At 72.9% G+C, this 21075-nt stretch carries 23 protein-coding genes; 17 read left to right on the top strand and 6 right to left on the bottom strand.

Annotated features, from left to right (window positions below; translation table 11 throughout):
• Positions 1 to 28: 28 nt before the first annotated feature.
• The 12 genes from L7N97_RS14665 to L7N97_RS14610 all read left to right on the top strand — a co-directional run bounded on the left by L7N97_RS14665 (position 29) and on the right by L7N97_RS14610 (position 9796).
• Positions 29 to 1120, top strand: coding sequence for a tartrate dehydrogenase (locus tag L7N97_RS14665; protein WP_237479085.1), 1092 nt, complete (start codon positions 29 to 31; stop codon positions 1118 to 1120).
• A 90-nt stretch (positions 1121 to 1210) separates the two neighbouring features.
• Positions 1211 to 2221, top strand: coding sequence for a cytochrome-c peroxidase (locus L7N97_RS14660; RefSeq protein ID WP_237479084.1), 1011 nt, complete (start codon positions 1211 to 1213; stop codon positions 2219 to 2221).
• Positions 2222 to 2322: 101 nt separating this feature from the next.
• Entirely contained in the window at positions 2323 to 2817 is a 495-nt protein-coding gene (locus tag L7N97_RS14655) for a DoxX family membrane protein (RefSeq protein WP_237479083.1), read from the top strand.
• Between the two features lie 125 nt (positions 2818 to 2942).
• Positions 2943 to 3512: a NifU family protein gene (locus tag L7N97_RS14650; protein ID WP_237479082.1), complete on the top strand. Its 570-nt coding sequence runs from the start codon at positions 2943 to 2945 to the stop codon at positions 3510 to 3512.
• Between the two features lie 100 nt (positions 3513 to 3612).
• The gene (tsaB, locus tag L7N97_RS14645) at positions 3613 to 4305 is read left to right on the top strand and encodes a tRNA (adenosine(37)-N6)-threonylcarbamoyltransferase complex dimerization subunit type 1 TsaB (protein WP_237479081.1); all 693 of its coding nucleotides are present in this window, start codon (positions 3613 to 3615) and stop codon (positions 4303 to 4305) included.
• Positions 4306 to 4313: 8 nt separating this feature from the next.
• A complete protein-coding gene (locus tag L7N97_RS14640; protein WP_237479080.1) occupies positions 4314 to 4790 on the top strand; it encodes a GNAT family N-acetyltransferase in 477 nt (158 codons plus the stop codon).
• A gap of 82 nt (positions 4791 to 4872) precedes the next feature.
• The gene (locus L7N97_RS14635) at positions 4873 to 5127 is read left to right on the top strand and encodes a type II toxin-antitoxin system RelE family toxin (RefSeq protein ID WP_237479079.1); all 255 of its coding nucleotides are present in this window, start codon (positions 4873 to 4875) and stop codon (positions 5125 to 5127) included.
• Entirely contained in the window at positions 5124 to 5522 is a 399-nt protein-coding gene (locus L7N97_RS14630) for a helix-turn-helix transcriptional regulator (protein ID WP_237479078.1), read from the top strand. Before L7N97_RS14635 ends, L7N97_RS14630 begins: the two co-directional genes overlap by 4 nt.
• 173 nt (positions 5523 to 5695) lie before the next feature.
• The gene (gene miaB / locus L7N97_RS14625) at positions 5696 to 7150 is read left to right on the top strand and encodes a tRNA (N6-isopentenyl adenosine(37)-C2)-methylthiotransferase MiaB (RefSeq protein ID WP_255721667.1); all 1455 of its coding nucleotides are present in this window, start codon (positions 5696 to 5698) and stop codon (positions 7148 to 7150) included.
• Positions 7147 to 8292, top strand: a complete 1146-nt coding sequence (locus tag L7N97_RS14620; RefSeq protein ID WP_237479077.1) for a PhoH family protein — start codon at positions 7147 to 7149, stop codon at positions 8290 to 8292. Before miaB ends, L7N97_RS14620 begins: the two co-directional genes overlap by 4 nt.
• Positions 8289 to 8795, top strand: a complete 507-nt coding sequence (gene ybeY / locus L7N97_RS14615) for an rRNA maturation RNase YbeY (protein ID WP_237479076.1) — start codon at positions 8289 to 8291, stop codon at positions 8793 to 8795. Before L7N97_RS14620 ends, ybeY begins: the two co-directional genes overlap by 4 nt.
• A complete protein-coding gene (locus L7N97_RS14610; protein ID WP_237479075.1) occupies positions 8792 to 9796 on the top strand; it encodes a hemolysin family protein in 1005 nt (334 codons plus the stop codon). The genes ybeY and L7N97_RS14610 overlap by 4 nt, the downstream gene beginning before the upstream one ends.
• Positions 9797 to 9970: 174 nt before the next feature.
• On the opposite strand, the gene L7N97_RS14605 is transcribed toward L7N97_RS14610, so the two are convergent.
• From L7N97_RS14605 to L7N97_RS14595, 3 genes are all read right to left on the bottom strand, one after another.
• Positions 9971 to 10495 (bottom strand): Ros/MucR family transcriptional regulator, encoded by a 525-nt coding sequence (locus L7N97_RS14605; RefSeq protein WP_237479074.1) that lies wholly within the window; start codon positions 10493 to 10495, stop codon positions 9971 to 9973.
• Positions 10496 to 10718: 223 nt separating this feature from the next.
• Positions 10719 to 11375, bottom strand: a complete 657-nt coding sequence (locus tag L7N97_RS14600; RefSeq protein WP_237479073.1) for an HAD hydrolase-like protein — start codon at positions 11373 to 11375, stop codon at positions 10719 to 10721.
• 95 nt (positions 11376 to 11470) lie between these two features.
• The gene (locus L7N97_RS14595) at positions 11471 to 11719 is read right to left on the bottom strand and encodes a hypothetical protein (protein WP_237479072.1); all 249 of its coding nucleotides are present in this window, start codon (positions 11717 to 11719) and stop codon (positions 11471 to 11473) included.
• Positions 11720 to 11985: 266 nt separating this feature from the next.
• Here L7N97_RS14595 and L7N97_RS14590 point away from each other — a divergent pair, with 266 nt between their 5' ends.
• The 3 genes from L7N97_RS14590 to L7N97_RS14580 all read left to right on the top strand — a co-directional run bounded on the left by L7N97_RS14590 (position 11986) and on the right by L7N97_RS14580 (position 13957).
• Positions 11986 to 12159, top strand: a complete 174-nt coding sequence (locus L7N97_RS14590) for a hypothetical protein (protein WP_237479071.1) — start codon at positions 11986 to 11988, stop codon at positions 12157 to 12159.
• Positions 12160 to 12355: 196 nt separating this feature from the next.
• Entirely contained in the window at positions 12356 to 13093 is a 738-nt protein-coding gene (locus tag L7N97_RS14585; RefSeq protein WP_237479070.1) for a Crp/Fnr family transcriptional regulator, read from the top strand.
• Between the two features lie 156 nt (positions 13094 to 13249).
• Positions 13250 to 13957 carry an HWE histidine kinase domain-containing protein gene (locus L7N97_RS14580; protein ID WP_237479069.1) on the top strand — a complete coding sequence of 236 codons (708 nt, stop codon included), beginning with the start codon at positions 13250 to 13252 and terminating at the stop codon, positions 13955 to 13957.
• 37 nt (positions 13958 to 13994) lie between these two features.
• Here L7N97_RS14580 and L7N97_RS14575 read toward each other — a convergent pair whose 3' ends face one another.
• Positions 13995 to 14375 carry a response regulator gene (locus L7N97_RS14575; RefSeq protein WP_237479068.1) on the bottom strand — a complete coding sequence of 127 codons (381 nt, stop codon included), beginning with the start codon at positions 14373 to 14375 and terminating at the stop codon, positions 13995 to 13997.
• A gap of 216 nt (positions 14376 to 14591) precedes the next feature.
• Here L7N97_RS14575 and pepT point away from each other — a divergent pair, with 216 nt between their 5' ends.
• Entirely contained in the window at positions 14592 to 15836 is a 1245-nt protein-coding gene (gene pepT / locus L7N97_RS14570; RefSeq protein WP_237479067.1) for a peptidase T, read from the top strand.
• Positions 15837 to 15953: 117 nt separating this feature from the next.
• On the opposite strand, the gene L7N97_RS14565 is transcribed toward pepT, so the two are convergent.
• Positions 15954 to 17351 (bottom strand): class I SAM-dependent methyltransferase, encoded by a 1398-nt coding sequence (locus L7N97_RS14565; protein ID WP_237479066.1) that lies wholly within the window; start codon positions 17349 to 17351, stop codon positions 15954 to 15956.
• 124 nt (positions 17352 to 17475) lie between these two features.
• Positions 17476 to 20322: a sensor histidine kinase gene (locus tag L7N97_RS14560; protein WP_237479065.1), complete on the bottom strand. Its 2847-nt coding sequence runs from the start codon at positions 20320 to 20322 to the stop codon at positions 17476 to 17478.
• 327 nt (positions 20323 to 20649) lie between these two features.
• Here L7N97_RS14560 and L7N97_RS14555 point away from each other — a divergent pair, with 327 nt between their 5' ends.
• Entirely contained in the window at positions 20650 to 21072 is a 423-nt protein-coding gene (locus L7N97_RS14555) for a phasin (protein WP_237479064.1), read from the top strand.
• Positions 21073 to 21075 lie beyond the last annotated feature (3 nt).

Raw genomic sequence — 21075 nt, 5'->3', positions numbered from 1 at the left:
CATCAGTGGGGTGGAAGGGGAGCGGGACATGGCGGACAGGGCTTCGGCTGCAGGCAACCAGCGGCGCATCGCCGTGATCCCCGGCGACGGCATCGGCAAGGAGACCGTGCCGGAGGGCCTGAAGGTGCTCGAAGCCGTCGCCAAGCGGCACAAGCTCGGCCTGTCCTTCGACCAGTTCGACTTCTCGTCCTTCGACTATTACGAGAAGCACGGCCGCATGCTGCCCGAAGACTGGCAGACGCAGATCGGCGGCCACGACGCGATCTTCTTCGGCGCGGTCGGCCTGCCCGACAAGATCCCCGACCACGTGTCGCTGTGGGGCTCGCTGCTGCAGTTCCGGCGCGTGTTCGACCAGTACGTCAACCTGCGCCCCGCGCGGCTGATGCCGGGCGTCAAGGCGCCGCTCGCCGGACGCGAGCCCGGCGACATCGACTTCTGGGTCGTGCGCGAGAACACCGAGGGCGAATATTCCGCGATCGGCGGCCGCATCTTCGAGGGCACGGACCGCGAGGTCGTGATGCAGGAGACGGTGATGACCCGCCACGGCGTCGACCGCGTGCTGCGCTACGCCTTCGACCTCGCGCGGAGGCGGCCGAAGCGCCACCTCACCTCGGCCACGAAATCCAACGGCATCGCCATCACCATGCCCTACTGGGACGAGCGGGTGGAGGCGATGGCGGCCTCCTACCCCGAGGTGCGGTGGGACAAGTACCACATCGACATCCTCACCGCCCATTTCGTGCTGAACCCGGACCGGTTCGACGTGGTGGTGGCGTCGAACCTCTTCGGCGACATCCTGTCCGACCTCGGCCCCGCCTGCACGGGCACGATCGGCATCGCGCCGTCGGGCAACATCAACCCCGAGGGCACCTTCCCGTCGCTGTTCGAGCCCGTGCACGGCTCGGCGCCCGACATCGCCGGCCAGGGCATCGCCAACCCGGTCGGCCAGATCTGGTCGGCCGCCATGATGCTCGACCACCTCGGCGAGGCGGAGGCCGCCGCCGACATCGTGCGCGCCATCGAGCGCAGCCTGTCCGACCCCCGCACCCGCACCCGCGACCTCGGCGGCTCCGCCGACACGCGCGCCTGCGGCGACGCGGTGGCGGCGGCGCTGGGCTGACACTCGAAACCGAGAAGGAATCGCTTCCAGAAACGCCAGCGTCCATGTTTTGTTATGAACATCCAGTCACACTCGACCCCGAGGTGACTGATGGGACGGTGGCGTCTGCTCCTGGCGTTGTGCGTTTCCTTCGTCGGCGTGTGCCGCTCGGAGGCGACCTCGGGCGACCGGATCGACGAGGTCGAGGCCGCGCAGCTCGCCCTCTACGCGCCGCCGGCCGCCATCCCCTATCCCGAGGCCGACCCCTTCTCGGCCGCCAAGGCGCGCCTCGGCCGTGACCTGTTCTTCGACCCCATCCTGTCGGGCGCCGGGAACCTGTCCTGCTCGACCTGCCACGACCCGGCCCGCTCGTGGAGCGACGGGCTGGGCCGCTCGGTCGGGACCTCCGGCTCGCCCATGGCCCTGCGCTCGCCGAGCCTGATCGACGTGGCCTGGATGGGCCGCCTCGGCTGGGACGGCAAGTTCCGCGACATCGAGGCCGTGACCTTCTCGCCCATCACGGCGCACGACAACATGGATCTGCCCGAGGCCGAGGCGATCGCCCGGCTGAAGGCCAAGCCGGCCTACGTCCAGGAATACCTCGACGCCTTCGGCACGGCCGACATCCAACGGCGCGGCATCGAGCAGGCGGTCGCGACCTACGAGCGCTCCATCTTGTCGGGCGAGGCGCCGTTCGACCGCTGGGCGGCGGGCGACGGCGCGGCGGTGACGCCGGCGGCGAAGCGCGGCTTCGCCCTGTTCAACGGCCGGGCCGGCTGCGCGTCCTGCCATTCCGGCTGGGCGTTCAGCGACGGCTCGTTCCACGACATCGGAACGGCGGCCGGCGGCGACGTGGGCCGGGGGCGGCTGTTCCCGACCTCGGTGAAGCTCCGCTACGCCTTCAAGACGCCGACGCTGCGCGACGTCGCGCGCCGTGGCCCCTTCATGCACGACGGCTCGCTGCCGACCCTGCGCGCCGTGATCGATCTCTACGACCGGGGCGGCGTCCCGCGCCCGAGCCGCGCCGACGAGATCCACCCGCTCGCGCTGTCGGAGGGCGACAAGGACGACCTGCTGGCCTTCCTCGGCACGCTCACGGCGGGATCCCCGCCCTCGAACTGAGCGGGGACGCGCCCGCGAAGGGACGGCTCAGGATCCGAACACCGGCACGGCAAGTTCCGAACCGGCCGGGGCACGCCCCCCGACCCTCTGGAGCCGCCCGCATGATCCGCAACCAGTTCCTCCGGACCCTGACCCGCATCAGCATGGTCTGCCTGTTCCCGCCGAGCGCGGCGGACAAGATCTACAACCGCAAGCAGGCCCTGCAGCAGGCCGAGTCCGGCCCCCTGCCCGACCCGAACCTGCTGCTCGACCTCGGCATCGCGGTGGAAACCATCGCCCCGGTCATGATCGTGGCCGAGAAGGGCGACCGCGAGGCCGCCTTCGTCCTGGCGGGCTTCTGCGCCGTCACGGCGGCCATGTACCACCAGTTCTGGAAGTACGACGACCTGCTGGCCCAGAACGTGAAGAGCGAGGGCCGCGAGCACCTCTGGGAGTTCCTCAAGAACTTCGCGCTGGCCGGCGGCCTGATGACCATCACGCTGGAGCAGCGCCATCCCGCGCCCAAGCCCGTCCCGCCCGTGGTGCGCCGCCCCGCCCGCAACCCGGCCCGCGCCGCCCAGGTGCCGCCGAGGACGCGCTACACCGCCTTCCGCTGAGCCCCGTCGCGGGGGGCCGCACGCGCCTTCGGTGGCGGATGCGCCGCTCCGACCCTATAAGCGGGCCGGGGCCGTCCCCACATCACCCGTCTGAGGCCGGCTTTGAACCGGCCGGAGGATCATCCATGTTCATCGAGACCGAGCAGACCCCGAACCCCGCCACCCTGAAGTTCCTCCCCGGCCGCCCGGTGATGACGGAAGGCACGCTGGACATCCGCGACGCGGCCGGCGCCGAGCGCTCGCCGCTGGCCCGGGCGCTGTTCTCCATCGAGGGCGTGTCGGGCGTGTTCTTCGGCGCGGACTTCGTGTCCGTCACCAAGGACGGCAGCGACTGGGCCTGGCTGAAGCCCGCCATCCTCGGCGCCATCATGGAACACTTCACCTCGGGGGCGCCGCTGCTCGAGGCCGGCCACGCCGCGCCCGCCGCCTACGGCGCCGAAGGGGACGAGTTCTTCGACGACGCCGACGTCGACACGGTCGACACCATCAAGGACCTGATCGAGACGCGCGTGCGCCCGGCCGTGGCCGGCGACGGCGGCGACATCACCTTCAAGGGTTTTCGGGACGGCATCGTCTACCTGAAGATGAAGGGCGCCTGCGCGGGCTGCCCGTCCTCGACCGCGACGCTGAAGAGCGGCATCCAGAATCTTCTGAAGCATTTCGTGCCGGAAGTTCACGCCGTCGAGCAGATCTGATAGGGCGGGAGGACGGCGCGGCCTTGCCGCCGCCGCGACTCGGCCGCATCGCCGTCACATCCCGTGACCGCCCGCGCGCCCGGCGGGGGATGATGCGGCGGTGATCCTGGCGATCGACACGGCACTGGCGGCGACCTCGGCCTGCCTGCTCGCCCCGGGCGACACCAAGCCGCTGGCCACCGAGACGCTGTTCATGGAGGCCGGCCACGCCGAAGCCCTGCTGCCGCTCGTCGACCGCGTGGTGGCGCGGCTGCCGGGCGGGTTCGGCGCCCTCACGCGCGTGGCCGTGACGATCGGGCCGGGTTCCTTCACGGGCATCCGCATCGGCGTCGCCGCGGCCCGCGCCTTCGGGCTCGCCTGCGGGGTGCCGGTGGTCGGCGTGTCCACGCTGGCCGCCCTCGCGGCGCCCGCCATCGCGGTCGGGGCCCGCCCGCCCATCGTGGCCGCGATCGACGCTCGCCACGGCAACGTCTTCGTGCAGAGCTTCGGCGCGCGGGGCGAGACCCTGCTGCCGCCCGCGCTGATGTCGGCCGGCGAGGCCGCGCGGGCGCTGGGCCAGGGGCCGCTGCGGCTCATCGGCTCGGGCGGGCCGGCGGTGGCCCGCGCCGCCTTCGCGCTCGGGGTGACGGCCGACACGGAAGGCTTCCACGCCCTGCCCGACATCGACTTCGTGGCGCGGCTCGGCCTCCTGGCCGACCCCGACACGGCCCTCGCCCGTCCGCTCTACCTCAAGGCGCCGGACGCCACGCCGCCGCGCCCGAGCGGGCTCGTGGCCCCCGCTTCCGCGAGTTGAGGAGCGCCATGTTCGGATGGACCCGGCCCGGCCACGTCGTCACGCTCGACGGCGACCGCGCGGACGACTGCGCCCGCCTCCACGCGACCGGCTTCCCCCATCCCTGGGACGCGCTCGACTTCGAGCGCCTGATCGGCGCCGAAAGCTCCTTCGGCCACGCCGTGGTCGAGACCCGCGACCCGCGCCGGATGCAGGGCTTCGTGCTGTCGCGCCGCGCCGCGGACGAGGCCGAGGTGCTCACGATCGTGGTCGACCCGTCGAACCGCCGCCAGGGCGTCGCCGGCCGGCTGATGCGCGCCAACATGGAGCTGCTGGTGCGCCACGGCGTGAAGTCCTGGTTCCTGGAGGTGGGCGAGACCAACGCGCCGGCCCGGAAGCTCTACGCCAACCTCGGCTTCGCCGAGGTCGGCCGGCGCCAGGGCTACTACCGGGTCGAGGGCGCGCCGCCCGCGACCGCGCTGATCCTGCGGCGGACGATCGGCTGACGACGCTCGACGACATCGCCGGATCATCCGCTGCGGACGTCGTGACCGTTGCAGCAAAGATTGAGACCGGCGACGATGGCGCATGAAGCTGATCTTCTCGCCGGCTGCGAGCAAGGCGCTCCTCAGAGCGCCGGCCGAGGTCTCGCGTGATCTGATCGCCAAGTTGCGCATGGTGGCCGATGACCCGCGGGGGACCTATCCGTGGGCCAGGCGATTGACCGACCAGCCCGGCTTCAGGGTGAGGCAGGGGGACTGGCGCGCCATCTACAGGCTGGACCACGCCGCGTCAGAGATGATCGTCGACCGCATCGCGAAGCGAGATCAGGTGTATCGATGAACGCAATCCGCCCCATCGCCCGGACCGAGGATACCGTCACTCTCCGGGCATCGGACTATGACGCGCTGATCGCTGCCCTGGAGGATGCCGAGGACACCGCGGCACTGTTCGCCGCCGACGCTCGCGAAGAGGCGCTCGGACGGGTCGAGGCCCGCGCTGACCACCTCCCCGTCGAACTCCTGATGCGCCTGCTCGACGGCGAGCCGCCGGTGCGGATCTGGCGCGAGCACAGGGACTTGTCCCCCGAGGCCCTCGCCGTGGCCGCTGGTGTTTCCCCGGCCGATCTCGCCGAGATCGAGGCCGGCCGGGCGACGGGCAGCGTGGCCACCTGCCGGTCCCTGGCGGGCGCGCTCGGCATCGCGATCGACGATGTGGTGGGGCCGGCGAACGGCTGACGCCGCGGGCGCCTCCTCCCCCCCTTCCGAAGCCCCGTCCGCATGCACATCTCAAGGGCGCGGCGCCGCGCGCGGCGGTTTTCCGGCCTCCCGGCCGGGATTTCGGTCGTATCGGCGCCGGAAATCCCTAAGATGCCGGGCGGCATGCCCGCCCCGGCGCAATCCGCGAGACCATGACGGACCCGACCCTTCAGCAGCCCCGCCTCCCCGTCGACGCCCCTGCCGCAGAGGGCGAGACCCGGCCGCTGAAGCTCTTCATCCGGTCCTTCGGCTGCCAGATGAACGCCTACGACGCGACGCGCATGGCCGACGCGCTCGCCCCCGAAGGCTATGCCGAGACCGGCACCCTCGAGGAGGCCGACCTCGTGGTGCTCAACACCTGCCACATCCGCGAGCGCGCCGCCGAGAAGATCTATTCCGAGCTCGGCAAGATCCGCGAGATGAAGGAAGCGTCGGCGCGCCCGGTCACGCTCGCGGTCGCGGGCTGCGTGGCCCAGGCCGAGGGCGCCGAGATCATCCGCCGCCAGCGCGCCGTCGACCTCGTGGTCGGCCCGCAGAGCTACCACCGCCTGCCCGACCTCGTGCGCCGTGCGCGTGCCGGCGCGAGCGTGGTCGACACCGACTTCCCCGTCGAGAGCAAGTTCGACCACCTCGCCGCGCCCTCGGCCGCGAAGACGCGCGCGCGCGGCGTGTCCGCCTTCGTCACCGTGCAGGAGGGCTGCGACAAGTTCTGCTCCTTCTGCGTGGTGCCCTACACGCGGGGCGCCGAGAGCTCCCGCCCGCCCGAGGCGATCGTGGCCGAGGTGCGGGCGCTGCTCGACGCCGGCGTGCGCGAAGTCACGCTGCTCGGCCAGAACGTCAACGCCTATCACGGGATCGACGCCGCCGGCCGCGCCTGGACGCTCGCCGGCCTCGCCCGCACCCTGGCCGACCTGCCGGGCCTCGCCCGCATCCGCTACACGACGAGCCACCCGCGCGACATGGACGCGGAGCTGATCGCCGCCCACCGCGATCTGCCGGCGCTGATGCCGTTCCTGCACCTGCCGGTGCAGTCGGGCTCGGACCGCATCCTCCACGCCATGAACCGCAAGCACGACGCCGCCTCCTACCTGGCGCTGATCGGGGAGATCCGCGCGGCCCGGCCCGACATCGCCCTGTCGTCGGACTTCATCGTCGGATTCCCGGGCGAGACCGAAGCCGACTTCGCCGACACGCTGGCCCTGGTGGAGCGCGTCGGCTTCGCCTCGGCCTTCTCGTTCAAATATTCGCCGCGGCCCGGCACGCCCGGCGCCGACCTGCCGGACCACGTCCCCGCCGCCGTCATGGACGAGCGCCTGCACCGCCTGCAGGCCCTGCTGGAGGAGCAGCGGCAGCGGTTCAACCGTTCGGCCGTGGGCCGCCGGCTCGACGTGCTGATCGAGAAGCCGGGACGCCACCCCGGCCAGCTCGGCGGTCGCTCGCCCTACCTCCAGGCCGTCCACCTCGAAGGGCCGGCCTCGCTCATCGGCACCGTGCAGCCGGTCGACATCCTGTCGGTCGGCCCCAACTCGCTCGCCGGCCGCCTGCCCGACCTCGGTCGGCCGGCCGCCGAGGACCCCACCCCCGCCCTGGAGCGGCTGGCATCATGAAGTCGCCCGATCGCACACCCGTCCGCCGCTCCGTCCGCGACGGCGGCGTGCCGCCCCTCGACGGGCAGGCCCGCTATCCCGCCCCCTCGCTCGGCCCCGACGGGCTGCCGGCCGACGGGCTCGGCGGCGCCACCGAGCGCGCCGAGGTCACGCTGACCTTCGGCGACAACCGCCTCATCGCCCTCGTGCTCGGCCAGTACGACCAGAACGTCGCCAAGCTCGAGCGGCGGCTCAACGTGGTGGCCAACCCCAACGGCAACCACATCGTGGTCCGGGGCGCGCCGGAGGCCTGCGAGCACGCCCGCCGCGTGCTCGAAGCCCTCTACGCGCGCGTCCAGCGCGGGGAGTCGATCGCGCCCGGCGACGTCGACGGCGCCATCGAGGAGGGGGCCACGCAGGCCTCGCTGTTCCCCAAGGAGGCCTCGGAGGCCGTCAACGAGCGCCTCGTCTTCGACGAGATCCGCACCCGCAAGCGCGGCGGCGTCAAGGCCCGCACCGTGGCGCAGGACCTGTACCTGCGCGCCCTGAAGAAATACGAGCTCGTCTTCGCCGAAGGGCCGGCCGGCACCGGCAAGACCTGGCTCGCGGTCGGCCACGCCGTGTCGCTGCTGGAGCGCGGCGTGGTCGAGCGGCTGATCCTGTCGCGCCCCGCCGTCGAGGCGGGCGAGCGGCTGGGCTTCCTGCCCGGCGACATGCGCGAGAAGATCGACCCCTACCTGCGCCCCATCTACGACGCGCTGAACGAGTTCATGGACGCCCGCACGGTCGAGCGCGGCATGCAGACGGGCATAATCGAGGTGGCGCCGCTCGCCTTCATGCGCGGCCGCACCCTCAGCAACGCCGTGATCCTGCTCGACGAGGCGCAGAACACCACTTCCATGCAGATGAAGATGATGCTGACGCGCCTCGGCGAGGGCTCGCGCATGATCATCAACGGCGACCCGTCCCAGACCGACCTGCCGGCCGGGCAGAAGTCCGGCCTCACCGAGGCGGTAAACCTGCTGGCCGGCGTCGAGGGCATCGGCCACGTGAAGTTCCGCGAGGGCGACGTGGTGCGCCACGACCTCGTGCGCCGCATCGTGCAGGCCTACGACAGGGCGGCGCAGGACGCCCGCGGAGAGGCGCGGGCCCCGAGCCGATGAGCCTCACGGTCGACCTCGCGGTCGAGGACCCGTCCTGGGCGGCGATCCCCGACCTGCAAGCCCTCGTGGAGCGCGCCGCCGCGGCGGCGCTCGCCGAAGCCGGCGTGGAGCCGGACGAGGGCGTCGAGCTGTCCTGCCTGTTCTGCGACGACGACGCGATCCGCGCCCTGAACGCGCAGTGGCGCGGCAAGGACAAGCCCACCAACGTCCTGTCCTTCCCGACCGAGGGGCCCGGCGCCGAGGCGATGCTGGGCGACATCGCCCTCGCCTGGGGCACGGTGAAGCGCGAGGCCGAGGCCGAGGGCCGGCCCGTGGAGCACCACGTCGCCCACCTCGTCGTGCACGGCACGCTGCACCTCCTCGGCGAGGACCACGAGGACGAGGCCGAGGCGGACACCATGGAGGCGATGGAGACGCGCGCCATGGCGCGGCTCGGCCTGCCCGACCCCTATGCCGGCTCCGTGCCGGAGCGGGACTCCGACCCCGTGAGGCCGGCGCCGTGAACGACCGCGCCCGCGAGGCCGCCGCGAAGCGCGCCAAGGCCTCCCCTCCCCCCGGCGCGAGCCTGTTCGACCGGGTGCGGTCCGTGTTCGGGCTCGGCGCGGCGTCGATCCGCGACGACATCGAGGACGCTCTGGAGGACACGGGGGCGGACGCCGCCTTCTCGGTCCAGGAGCGCGCCATGATGCGCAACGTGCTCGGCCTGCACGAGCTGCGCGTCGAGGACATCATGGTGCCGCGCGCCGACGTCATCGCCGTGGGCCAGCACATGACGCTGGGCGAGGTGCTCAACGTATTCCGCGAAGCGGGGCATTCGCGCCTGCCGGCCCACGGCGACACGCTCGACGACCCGCGCGGCATGGTCCACATCCGCGACTTCGTGGAGATCCTCGTCGGCGGCCACCCGAAGGGCGGCGACCGCCCGGGCGGGGCCGTGACGCTGGCGACGCCGCTCGACCTGTCCGACGTGATCCGCCCCGTGCTCTTCGTGCCGCCCTCGATGCAGGCGCTGGACCTGCTCCGGAAGATGCAGGCGTCGCGCACCCACATGGCGCTGGTGATCGACGAATACGGCGGCACCGACGGGCTCGTGACCATCGAGGACATCGTCGAGATGATCGTCGGCGACATCGAGGACGAGCACGACGAGGACGAAGCGCCGCTGATCGAGGCCGAGCCGGGCGGGACCTTCCTGGCCGACGGGCGGGCCGCCCTCGACGACGTGTCGGCTGCGGTCGGGGTCGACCTCACGGTCGGCGACGACGCCGAGGAGATCGACACGGTCGGCGGCCTCGTCACCGCGCTGTGCGGGCACCTGCCGCTCCGCGGCGAGGTCGTGACGGGCCATCCGGACTTCGATTTCGAGGTGCTGGACGCCGACCCGCGCCGCGTCAAGCGCCTGCGCATCCGCCCGCGCGACGACGCGGAGCGGACGGGCGGGCCGGCGGCGGCGCAGCCCGTCGAGGACGTCGAAGCGTTCCAGGCGCCCCATCGGGCGACGTGACGGCCCGGCGCGGGCGGGCATCGGTTCCGGACGGCGGGCGGGCCGGAGGCGGTGCGCGCGGTGTCCGCGGCATCGGCTCGGTCGCGCCCGGCCCCTCTTCCGTCGCGCGGAGGATCGCGGCGCCGGTGTCGGGCGCCGATCCCCCTCTCCGTAGGCCGGGTGCGGCCGGGCGGGTCAGGCCGCCTTGGTGGCGCGCTTGCGGGGCTTCTTGACGGCGTCGTTGGCGGCCGGCGGCGCGGCCTCCTCGACGGCCGGAGCCTCTGGCTCAGGGGCCGGCTCGGCGGTGTCGGCGGCCTTGCGCCCGAGGCCGATCGTCTTGGCCAGGGCGGAGCGCTTCGCCGCATAGGCGGGGGCCACCATCGGATAGTCGGGCGGCAGGCCCCACTTGGCGCGGTATTCGGCGGGCGTCATGCCATGCGAGGTCGCGAGGTAGCGCTTCAGCGACTTGAACTTGCGGCCGTCCTCGAGGCTGACGATGTATTCGTCGGTGACGGACTTCTTGATCGGCACGGCGGGCACGAGCGGGGCGGCCGGCGCCTCGACGACCGGGGGAGCGCCGAGCGCCGACAGCGAGGAGTGGATGCTGCGGATCAGGTTCGGCAGCTCCGCCATCGGGACGGAGTTGCGGGAAACATAAGCCGCCACGATCTCGGCCGTGGTCTCGATATGCGGGTGCAACGTTTCGGCGCTGTCGTTCATCTTCTCGCTCGCGGGCTACAGAAACGGCCACGCTTTGCGACGGGCCTGAGCAAGCTATGGGGCTGTACTCACCGTCATGCAACGGCCACAGCGCGCGTCTTCCTCATATTTCGAGGCTGTTCGCGCTTTTAGCATTGATTTTTCCTGTCGCGGCTTAGGCGGGACGGCCGATCACGGGAAGACTGCAACGTTTGCGGCCCGATCCTGCTCCGGATCCTCGGGCTCACCGCCCGGCGATCGCCGTCCGGAGGTCGGCCGGGCTGGACGCCAGGAGGTCGGCGCCCGCGGCTTCGAGCTCCGCCCGCCCGCCGTAGCCCCACAGGGCCCCGATCCCGCGGATGCCGTTCGCGTGGGCGCCCGCGATGTCGTAGCGGCGGTCGCCCACCATGACGGCCGTGCCGGGCGCGATGGCGTGGCGCCGCATGATGTCGGCGATGAGCTCCGGCTTGTGGTCGCGGAAGCCGTCGGGCTCGGAGCCGTAGATGCCGGCGAAGTGGCGCGCGAGGTCGAGGTGGTCGAGGATGCGCGCCGCGAAGGCGGTGCGCTTCGACGTGGCCAGATACAGGCGGAGGCCGGCCCCGGTCAGGGCGGGCAGGAGCTCGGCCACGCCCTCGTAGGGCGCGACGTCGAAGATCCCGGTCTCGGCGTAGTGGCGCCGGTAGGCCGCGACGGCCTCGGCGGCGCGCGTTTCCCCGTAGGGAGCCAGCACCTGCCCGATGACGTCCCCGAGCACGGGGCCGATCACGAAGGTGAGGTCGATGCCGGGGTCCGGCACGTGGCCCAGCTCGCGCAGGGCGGCGTGGTGGCTCGCCACGATGCCGGGCTTCGAGTCGACCAGCGTGCCGTCGAGGTCGAGCAGCACGGACGTCAGAGCGTTCAAGGGCGTGGTCCCCTCTTCATCGGCCCGGGGCGGGCCGGACCGAGCAGGCGCGGCCTGCGGCGGCGCCGGCCCCGGCCGGGGCCGGCGCGATCTGATTACTTGCCCATGCCGGCGTCGAAGTCCTTGGCGCATTTCGGGCTGAGCTGGGCGTGGTGGGCCTTCATGCAGGACTTCACCTTGTCCTCGTCGGAGGTGACGTCCGAGCAGAGCTTCTGCACGTCGTCGTAACAGTCGTGCTCGGCTTGGGCGCGCATCTTCTCCTTGTCGCTCATGGGTCCGGCGGCGAAGGCCGGCACGGCGGCCAGCATCAGGGCGGCGCAGAGGGCGGCTCGGGTCAGCTTCATGGATGTGTTCTTCTCGGATCTTCGGCGTCGGGCCTCGGGGCCCGCGACGCGTCCTCGCACGGATCGCGTGAGAGAGCCATGAACGGCTCCGCGCCCGTCCCCCGACCGGCGCTTCGGTGCGGCATCGCGGCACCCGGGAGTGCCGGCGGAAGGTCCTGGCCAAGGGAGGGATTCCGTGAGCTTGTGCGCGGGGTGGCCGGGCGCGGCGCGGCGGCCACACGCGACCTCTCCGCACCGCCGCGGTGCGCCCACGGGAACCCGAGACCATGAGCCTGGGCAGCGGACCGATGTCGCCGAAGCGGTGGCGGCCGTGGGAGCAGATCGGCTGGGGCCTCGGCGTCGCGGCCGGCGCCGTCGCGCCCCTCTGCCTGTGGTCGTTCACGATCACGTGGCGGATCGCCAACGCCCTGAGGCCGGCCAGGTCCAAGCGGCATCCCTGACGCGCCGGCCGGCTGACCGGCCCGGCCGCGAAGGCCGGTCCGAAGTCCTCGCCGCCGTCGAGCCGCGGCCCGAGCCGGTCGACGGGGGCCCGTCACAGGCATCGCCTCGATATGCTACTCCCCGTGCGAACTATAACCCATGTGATGGACACCGCGGCGAGGGTGGGCAAGCTGACGGGAGGAGAAGCGATATCCCATGTCGAACCCGTTCGTGCGCAAGATGGAAAGCTTCGTCCGCCTCTCGCCCGACGACCGGCGAATGCTGGAAAGTGCAGTCGAGAGGACTCACCGGCTCGGCCCGCGGGAGAACATCATCCACGAGGGCGTCGAGCCCAACGTGGTCAACGTCGTGTTGGACGGTTGGGCCTGCCGCTACAAGGTGCTGCTCGACGGGCGGCGCCAGATCGTGTCCCTGCTGCTTCCGGGGGACATGTGCGACCCCCACGTCTTCCTCCTGCCGACGATGGACCAGTCGCTCGGGACCATCACCTCGGTCACCCTGGCGAAGGTGCCGGGGCCGACCATCCGCGCCATGGCGGCCCGGAGCTTCGCGCTCGCCGAGGCCATGAACTGGGAGATGCTGGTCAGCGCCGAGATCCAGCGCGAATGGACCGTCAGCCTCGGCCGGCGCACGGCCGCGGAGCGGTTGGCCCACCTGTTCTGCGAGGTCGCCACCCGCCTTCAGGTGATCGGGCGGCAGAACGGGCCCGATTGCGAGCTCCCGCTCACGCAGTCCGACCTCGCCGACGCCATGGGCCTGTCCACCGTGCACGTGAACCGGACCCTGCAGGAGCTGAAGGCCCGGGGGATGGTCGAGCTGCGGAGCAAGCGGCTCGTCATCCACGACCGGGAAGGCCTGGAAGGGCTCGCCCTGTTCGATCCCGGCTACCTCCACCGGCGGTCGGACCACGACCTCGCGCACCTTTCCGCCTAGGGGCCGTCATGGACCACGGATGGCGGCTCCCCCGCGACGCGACCGCGGACGGACCATTCGATCGCGCGAAGGCTGCATCCGGCGCCGGCTCCGACGGCCGGCGAGAGCATCGGAACATCGCATCACAGATGGCCGCGACACGGGATGGGGCAGCGCATGTCTGACGACGGTTCGAGGGCGCGGATCAGGGAGCTGGAGGCCGACAACGCGCGCCTGCGCCGCCTCCTGGAGCGGCAGGGATCGCCGGGCGGGCTGCGGCACCAGGTGCGCAACACGCTGTCGACCGTGCGCGAGTTCGTGCGCCGGTCCGCCGACACCGGTCACAGCGTCGAGGACTATGCCGCGCATCTCGACGGGCGGCTCGACGCCGTGCTCCGGGTGCAGAACGCCATCGCCAACGGGCCGGGCGAGGGCGAGGTGAGCCTCCACGCGCTCGTCGCCGATGAATTCCTGGCGCAGGCGATCGGCGAGGGCCAGCGCGCCTCGATCGCCGGGCCCGAGATCACCTTCAAGCCCATCGCGGCCGGCGCCTTCGCCCTGGTCCTGCACGAGCTCGCCGTCAACGCCGTGAAGTTCGGCGCCATGACGGTGCCGGACGGCATGATCGAGGTGAGCTGGGGCGTCGCGGCCGGCGAGGACGCGCCGCTCCTCACCTGGGCCTGGACCGAGAGCGGCCTGTCGGGGCTGCCGGAGGAGCCGCCGCGGCGCGGCTTCGGGACCGAGATCATCGAGCGCTCGCTGAGCTACCAGATCAATGCCGCCCCGGAGGTGCGCCTCACGCCGGGCGGCCTCCATTGCACGATCACGCTGCCGCTGCTGCCCTGGGTCGGAGCCGTGACCGGCGGATCGCGCGGGGCGGCCTGATCCGCGGCCGGGCGCCCGCCTCCCGCGGGACCGCCGCTCACGCGGGCAGCAGGTCCACCAGCAGCCGGGCGAGTTCGCGCATGTCGATCGGCTTCTCGCAGGCCGGCACGCCCCGGTAGGGCTCGTCGATCACGGCGTTCGAGTAGCCCGTCGCGAACAGGAAGGGGATGCCGCGGGCCGACAACATGTCGGCGACGGGGTAGATCGTCTCGCCCCTGAGGTTGATGTCGAGCACCGCGGCGTCGATCCTGGGCGCCCCCGCGATCAGCGCCAGCGCGCCGGCCACGGAGGGCGCGGGCCCGACCACGGTGGCGCCCAGCGCTTGCAGGCCGGACCGCAGGTCCTGCATGATGAAATACTCGTCCTCGGCGAGCAGGATCTGGCGTTGGGCGAGGGATGCCTTCGGCGGGTGCGTCATCCGACAGGGTCGTCCGAATGGGAGAGCGGCCCATGGTGCAGCGAACGCCGCCGAACGCTATCACAAAGGATGTTTTCGCCCTCATTTTCGGGGCCCCGCCGCTCGTCCGCCGGGCCGTCGCCCCGGATGCCGCCGGACCGGCCGGTTGAACCGGGCCGCTCCCGCCCCCACCCTCGCCCATCGGCCGCCGGTGCGGCCGCCCCGGAGTTGACGCCCTTGACCGACCCCATCGCCGAGCCGCTGATCGCGCGCTTCTTCCGCTACGTCGCAGTGACGAGCCAGAGCGACGCCGACGCCACCGCGCTGCCGAGCACGCCCGGCCAGCTCCGCCTCGCCGAGATGCTGCGGGACGAGCTCGACGCGGCGGGCGCCGCGGATGTCCACCTCGACGGGAACGGCATCCTCACGGCGCGCCTGCCCGGCACGGTGCCGGGCGCCCCCGCGATCGGCTTCGTGGCGCATCTCGACACGGTGGACGTGGGCCTGTCGCCCGACGTGCGCCCGCAGCGCCTGCGCTTCGAGGGCGAGGACCTGCTGCTCAACGCGGAACGGGACGTCTGGCTGCGCGCGGCCGAGCATCCCGAGCTCCTGCCCTACCGCGGCGAGGAGATCGTGTTCGGCGACGGCACGAGCGTGCTCGGCGCCGACAACAAATCGGCGGTGGCGATCCTGATGACGCTGGCCGACGAGCTTTCGCGCCGCGGGGCGCCGCACGGCGACATCCTGCTGGCCTTCGTGCCCGACGAGGAGATCGGGCTGCGCGGCGCCAAGGCGCTCGACCTCGCCCGCTTCCCCGCGGCCTTCGCCTACACGATCGACGGCGGCGAGCGCGGCGAGGTGGTCCACGAGACCTTCAACGCCGCCTCGGCCCAGATCACGATCGACGGCGTGACGGCGCACCCCGTCTCGGCCAAGGGCGTGCTGGTCAACCCGATCCTGCTCGCCACCGAGCTGATCGGGGCGTTCGATGCCCTGCAGACTCCCGAGCACACGGCGGGGCGCGAGGGCTACTGGTGGTTCAACCGGATCGGCGGCGACCAGGCGCGGGCGACGCTCGACATGTCGATCCGCGACCACGACGCCGGACGCTTCGCCGGGCGCAAGCGCGCCGTGGAGGAGGCCGTGGAGGCGATGCGGGCGCGCCATCCGCGCGCGCGGTTCGACCTCGCCGTCACCGACGTCTACGCCAACATCGACGACGCCCTCGGCGGGGACCGCACGGCCGTGGAGCTGATCTTCCGCGCGCTCGCGGAGCGCGGGATCGCGCCGCGCGTCGTGCCGATGCGCGGCGGCACGGACGGCTCGGCGCTGTCGGCGCGGGGCCTTCCGACGCCGAACTACTTCACCGGGGGCCTCAACTTCCATTCCCGCTTCGAGTGCCTGCCGGTCGCCGCCTTCGCCGACGCCTACCGGGTCACGGAAGCGCTGTGCCGGCTCGCCGCGGAGCCGTCCGGGGCCTGAGCCGAGGCGGCCGTCGCTCCCGCCCCGGCGGGACGCGACAGCCCTCGCCCCGTCCAGCGCCCGTCGGACGCCCTCACCTCGCGCCGCAGGGCCTTTCAGCCGGCGGCGCGGGGATGGTCAGGCCTGCTCCGGCTTGGTCGCCACCGCGAAGATGCGCGGCGGCATCATCATCACCCGCACCTCGCGCACCGCGAAGCCGTCGAGCACGGCGTCGCGCAGCCCCTGCGGGCTCAGGCGCCAATAGTCCGGCGCGTCGTGGACCCGGTAGGTGATGGTGGCGTCCGCGATGGCATTGCCCTTCTGGCCGGTGATGTTGATGCCGGTCTGCCCGGCGCTCTTCGAGAAGCCGGGCGTCACCACGATCAGCGTGCCGCCGGGCTTCAGCACGCGGCCGATCTCGTCGAGCGTGCGCCAGAACTTCTTGTCGTGGGCGAGGCCGTTGATCCACAGCACGGTGCCGACGCTCGCGTCGGCGAAGAGCGCGCGCAGGTCGTTGGGGTCGGCGACGTGGGCCGCGACGCCGTCCTGCGGCCGGCCCGCCCGCCCGCTCACGAAGGCGCGCTCGCTGCCCTCGAAGTCCGGGTGGTTCAGCACGGCATGCTGCGGGCCCTCGCGGCCGATCTCGAGGTAGGGCCCGACGGCCGCGTAGGTCTGCGCGAAGACCGCGCATTCGCGCGCGATGCGGTCGCGCGGGCCGGCCGGCAGCACGTCGCGCCCCGGCAGCTCGACGCCCTCCGCCAGCGGGCTCTGCGAGATGTCGCAGCCGGCGGACTGCAGCCCTTCCAGCACGTCGCCGAGGTTGGGCAGCAGGCTCGCCACCGAGCGGGTGTTCTGGCCGCTCTGGAAGATCTTCTCGTCGATCAGGGCGCGGTGCTCGGCCACGTCGGCCGGGGTGAAGCCGAGGAAGTCGAACAGCCCGTGGAGGTGCTTGAGCCGCGCCTCGCGGGTGCCGGTGTAGAGGTCCTCGTACCAAATCTCCAGCCGCGGCACGTCGAGCGAGGCGAGGGTGTCGTTGATGAACTTGGTCGCGTCCTCGCTGTGGCGGTAGTGGCCCACCACGCGGTCGACCGGCAGGGGGGCCAGCTTGCGGTCGCCCTCCGCCACCTGGGTGAACACCTTGCGGGCGTAGTCCTTGAACCAGGTGCCCTGCGATTCCGCGATGAACTTGGACACGAGGCGCGAGGGCTCGTCCCGGCGCCGGAGCACCACGTGCCGGTAGGGGGTGGCGGCCGCGGCCTGCATCAGGTGCATGTTGAACGACATGCTGAGCAGCTCGTAGCAGTGCTTGATGAGGTAGCGCTGCGCGAACAGGCCGTCGAGCGAGGCGCGCAGCACGTCGGCGTTGTGGGTGGTGTTCCAGGCGTCCGTGACGGGCCAGAACTGGCGCGGCTGCTTCTTGGCCCAGTTGAAGGGCTCGTGCTCGGCCGAGCGGTGCTCCGACATGCTCATCAGGAGCTCGGTCAGCGACGTGCCCCCCGTGCGCTGCATGGTCCAGATCAGGAACGGGGACGACATGGCGCGGCGGCCTTTCTCGGACGGCTTGCAATGGCCTCAGCTTCTATGGGAGGCCCCGCCCCCGCGCAACGCGCCGCCCCGGCGACGGGGAGGCGTCGGACGCGCGGGGGCGACGACGGCCCCGTCACGCCGGCCGGCGCGCCTCCTCCTCGCCGGCGGGCGCGAAGAACACCTCGACCAGGGTCCCCTCGCGCGGCCGGCTGCGGATCGTCATGCTGGCCCCGTTGGCGCCGACCAGCGCCCGCGTGAGCGGCAGGCCGAGGCCGTTGCCCTGCGCCGGGGCGCGCTCCGAGAAGCCGCCGAAGGGCTCCAGGGCCGCCGCGATCGCCTCGTCGCTCATGCCGACGCCCGTGTCGCGCACGCGCAGCAGCACGCCCTCGCCGTCGGCCGGCGCGGTCGACACGATCACCTGCCCGCCGGGCTCGTTGAACTTCACCGCGTTGGACAGGAGGTTCTTGACGATCTGCCGCGCCGAGCGCTCGTCGGCCAGCACGGACGGGATGCGGCCGGCGAGCGAGGTCCGCATGATGACGCGCTCGCGATGCGCTTCGGGCTGCATCTGCGCCACGGCCTCGGTCACGACGCGGTTGATGTCCACGGCCGCCACCTCGAGGTCGAGCTGGCCCGCCTCGATGCGGGACAGGTCGAGCAGGTCGTCGACCAGCGCCACCACCTGCGCCCCGGAGGTGTGGATGTCCTTGAGGTAGTCCTTGTAGCGCGGGTTGCCGAGCGGCCCGAAGCGCTCGTCCATCATCACCTCGGCGAAGCCCAGGATGGCGCCGAGCGGCGTGCGGATCTCGTGGCTGACCTTGGCGAGCAGGTCCGGCAGGCGGCCGGCGGAGCGCGCGCGGTCCCGCTCGGAGCGGGCCCGGTCGGCCTCGGCGCCCTGCAGGGCCGACACGTCGCGGAGCGTCGCGTAGAAGCCGGACGCGCCGAGGCGGCCGACCGTCAGCAGCATCGGCACGGGCGCGCCCTCGCCCGTGCGGGCCACGACGTCGCGCCGGAGCGGGGGCGCCCCGAGCCCGTCGCGCTGGTCGCGCACCTCGCCGAGCAGCGCCGTCGCGGCGAGGCGGCTTTCCGGGGCGAGCAGGTCCGCGAGGCTCCGGGCCGGCGCCTCGGGGTCGCGCCGGCCGAACCAGCCCTCGCCCCGCCGGTTGAGCCGGCGCAGGCGGCCGGCGGCGTCGAGCAGCGCCACGGCGTCGTCGACCCGGTCGAGCAGCTCGACCGAGCGGTCCTCCTTCGCGTCGGAGGCGACGGGTCCGGCGTAGGCTTCTTCCCCGCCGGCCTCCGGGGGCTCCGGCTCGGCGAGGAGCCACAGCGAGGCGGTTCCGTTCCCCCACGGGACTTCGGCGCGCCGGGCCGCGCAGAGCACGGTCTCGCCCTTCGCGTCCCTGAGCGCGATCCGGTCGGCCTCCGCGGACGGCACCGCGACCGGCCCGGCGGCGGCGAGCAGGTCCCGCGCGTCGCCGTAGCCCAGCCGGGCCGAGGCCGCCGGGTTGGCGAAGACCGGCCGCTCGCCGACGGTCGCCAGCACGCCGGCCGGGAGGAGGTCGAGCAGCGCGGAGGCGCGCTCGTCCACCCCGGTCACGCGTTGCTGGTCAGCAGGGGATTCGACGGCGGCTCCGGCGGTCTCGACCGGCTCGGCCGCGGGCGGCGCGCCGATGCGGGCGCGGAGCGCCTCGCCCAGCGCCAGGAAGGCCATCTGGTCGCTGAGCGGCCCGTCCTCCGCCGGCCCGGCCTCCTCCCCGGCGGCGGGGGGCCCGGCCGACCCTTCGGCTTCGGCGTGCCCGTCGGGGTGGATGTCGTCCGTCCTGGCCGGGGTCGGAACCTGGACGGCGCCGAACCGGCCGGAGGCCGCCGCCTGGAAGGCGCGGAGGTGGACCACGTTGGCGGGCGGCGCCGGCCGCGGCGCCTCCTCGGCGGCGGCGGGCTCGGCGGGGGCGGGCTCAGGAGGTGGCGGAGCGACCTCGGGAGGCGTCGCCGCGGGCTCACGGGTCGGCGGCGCCTCGGCCTCCACCGCGGGCGTGCGGCGGGGCGCCAGCGTCAGGCGGCCGAGGTCGATCGTGCCGAAGCCCCGGAAGCCCGCGAAGGCCCGGTCGGCCCCGAACACCGGCGAGCCGCTGAGCGCCAGCGGCACGGCGGCGGCCCCGTCGGCGACGGGCAGCTCGACCGGCAGGCCGGCCCAGGTCGCGCGTCCCTCCAAGGCCGCGCGCAGCCGTTCGGAGCCCGCCGGATCGAAGGGCGCGACGGCGTCGGGCAACGCGCGGCCGTCGAGGCGGAGCGGCGAGCCCAGGCGCGCGAAGGTGTTCTCGTCGATGGCCGTGAGCACGCCGCCTGCGTCCGTGCGCCACAGAGTCCTCAGGGTCGTCGCGCCGTCGAGGGTGCGGCTCAGCCGATCCCGCAGCACGGCGAGCTGGCCGCGCCGGGCCAGGGTCGGGCCGTCGCCCTCGGGGGCGTCCTCCTCGGAGATCTCGCCCTCGCCCGCCCCGTGATCCGCGGCTCCGCGAGGCTCGTCGGACGCTGGCTCCTCGGCTACCGGCTCGTCCCGCGCCCAGGCGGGGCGGTCCCACGCCCCGCCGCCCGGCGCCGCGTCGGGCACGCCGAAGCCGACCAGCGTGGCGCCGCCGCGGTCCGTCCAGGCGCGGATCAGCGCCGTGTGGGCGCGCATACGGAAGCCGCGCGCCAGGCCGGCGCGCGCCAGCCGCGGCGCCCGGCCGGGCACGAGCCCGCGCAGGAGCCCGTCGAGCCAGCCGTCGTCGCCCTCCGCCCCGAGCAGCGCCCGCGCCAGCTCCGCCGCCGTGCCGGCATCCCAGAACGCCGCCGCGGCGGCGTTGGCCCACACCACCTCGCCCGCGGCCGGGCGGAGGATCGCGAAGGGCGCACCCCGCGCCTTGAGGCCCGCGAAGGCCGGGTCGGCGAAGGCCGCGCCGACGTCCTCGGCCTCATCGTCTCGATCCCGGCTCTCTTGCATCACCACCGTCCGCGCGTCGGTCGGCCCCCCGCGCGACGTCCGCGCGGACCGATGACGAATTCAACATCCCGCCTGCGGCACCTTCGCCAGGGGTTTCACGTTTTAACATGAACTTAACGATCAGGGCGACCGCCGGGCCCTTTCGGGCCTGCCCGAAGGATCGGCAGCGCAGCGCAAAAAGTGTCATGTTGCAATGCACAACGATGTTGCAATGCAACACACCTTGAAGTAGGAGTCGCGCGCGGTCGACGAACGGACCTCAGGTCTGTTCCGCGACGGCGTCCCGCCGTGAAGGTCACCGCCCCCATCCCGTCCAGGAGACACACGATGCCCACGCCGTCCTACGAGATCCCCTCCGACATGCGCGACATGGCCGAGAAGAGCGTCGACCAGGCCAGCCGCGCCTTCGACGGCTTCATGACCGCCGCCCAGAAGGCCGCCGGCCAGGCGGACACCACCGCCGCGACGGTGCAGTCCAACGCCAAGACCATGGGCACCAAGGCCATGGGCTTCGCCGAGACCAACGTGCGCAGCGCCTTCGACCTCGCCCGCAAGCTGGTCCGCGCCAAGGACCTGCAGGAGGTGCTCGCCCTCCAGTCGGACTACGCCAAGTCTCAGATGACCACCATCCAGGAGCAGGCCAAGGAGCTCGGCTCGATCATGCAGTCCACCGCCCAGGGCGTGGCGCAGTCGGCCAGCCAGTCCGTGAAGACGGCCGCCGACGAGGTCCTGAACAAGACCCAGGGCTGATCC

Source organism: Lichenibacterium dinghuense (genome assembly GCF_021730615.1).
GTDB classification, from domain to species: domain Bacteria; phylum Pseudomonadota; class Alphaproteobacteria; order Rhizobiales; family Beijerinckiaceae; genus Lichenihabitans; species Lichenihabitans dinghuensis.
This window is presented reverse-complemented; position numbering and strand designations above follow the sequence as displayed.

What these genes read in the sequence shown, in the direction of transcription:
- L7N97_RS14580 (WP_237479069.1), top strand. Translation starts at nt 13,250, where the DNA reads ATGTCTGACGACGGTTCGAGGGCGCGGATCAGGGAGCTGGAGGCCGAC.
- ybeY (WP_237479076.1), top strand. Translation starts at nt 8,289, where the DNA reads ATGAGCCTCACGGTCGACCTCGCGGTCGAGGACCCGTCCTGGGCGGCG.
- L7N97_RS14595 (WP_237479072.1), bottom strand. Translation starts at nt 11,719, where the DNA reads ATGAAGCTGACCCGAGCCGCCCTCTGCGCCGCCCTGATGCTGGCCGCC.
- L7N97_RS14605 (WP_237479074.1), bottom strand. Translation starts at nt 10,495, where the DNA reads ATGAACGACAGCGCCGAAACGTTGCACCCGCATATCGAGACCACGGCC.
- L7N97_RS14635 (WP_237479079.1), top strand. Translation starts at nt 4,873, where the DNA reads ATGAAGCTGATCTTCTCGCCGGCTGCGAGCAAGGCGCTCCTCAGAGCG.
- L7N97_RS14590 (WP_237479071.1), top strand. Translation starts at nt 11,986, where the DNA reads ATGAGCCTGGGCAGCGGACCGATGTCGCCGAAGCGGTGGCGGCCGTGG.
- L7N97_RS14565 (WP_237479066.1), bottom strand. Translation starts at nt 17,351, where the DNA reads ATGTCGTCCCCGTTCCTGATCTGGACCATGCAGCGCACGGGGGGCACG.
- L7N97_RS14665 (WP_237479085.1), top strand. Translation starts at nt 29, where the DNA reads ATGGCGGACAGGGCTTCGGCTGCAGGCAACCAGCGGCGCATCGCCGTG.
- L7N97_RS14650 (WP_237479082.1), top strand. Translation starts at nt 2,943, where the DNA reads ATGTTCATCGAGACCGAGCAGACCCCGAACCCCGCCACCCTGAAGTTC.
- L7N97_RS14560 (WP_237479065.1), bottom strand. Translation starts at nt 20,322, where the DNA reads ATGCAAGAGAGCCGGGATCGAGACGATGAGGCCGAGGACGTCGGCGCG.
- L7N97_RS14660 (WP_237479084.1), top strand. Translation starts at nt 1,211, where the DNA reads ATGGGACGGTGGCGTCTGCTCCTGGCGTTGTGCGTTTCCTTCGTCGGC.
- miaB (WP_255721667.1), top strand. Translation starts at nt 5,696, where the DNA reads ATGACGGACCCGACCCTTCAGCAGCCCCGCCTCCCCGTCGACGCCCCT.
- L7N97_RS14655 (WP_237479083.1), top strand. Translation starts at nt 2,323, where the DNA reads ATGATCCGCAACCAGTTCCTCCGGACCCTGACCCGCATCAGCATGGTC.
- L7N97_RS14585 (WP_237479070.1), top strand. Translation starts at nt 12,356, where the DNA reads ATGTCGAACCCGTTCGTGCGCAAGATGGAAAGCTTCGTCCGCCTCTCG.
- L7N97_RS14620 (WP_237479077.1), top strand. Translation starts at nt 7,147, where the DNA reads ATGAAGTCGCCCGATCGCACACCCGTCCGCCGCTCCGTCCGCGACGGC.
- L7N97_RS14630 (WP_237479078.1), top strand. Translation starts at nt 5,124, where the DNA reads ATGAACGCAATCCGCCCCATCGCCCGGACCGAGGATACCGTCACTCTC.
- L7N97_RS14555 (WP_237479064.1), top strand. Translation starts at nt 20,650, where the DNA reads ATGCCCACGCCGTCCTACGAGATCCCCTCCGACATGCGCGACATGGCC.
- L7N97_RS14575 (WP_237479068.1), bottom strand. Translation starts at nt 14,375, where the DNA reads ATGACGCACCCGCCGAAGGCATCCCTCGCCCAACGCCAGATCCTGCTC.
- L7N97_RS14640 (WP_237479080.1), top strand. Translation starts at nt 4,314, where the DNA reads ATGTTCGGATGGACCCGGCCCGGCCACGTCGTCACGCTCGACGGCGAC.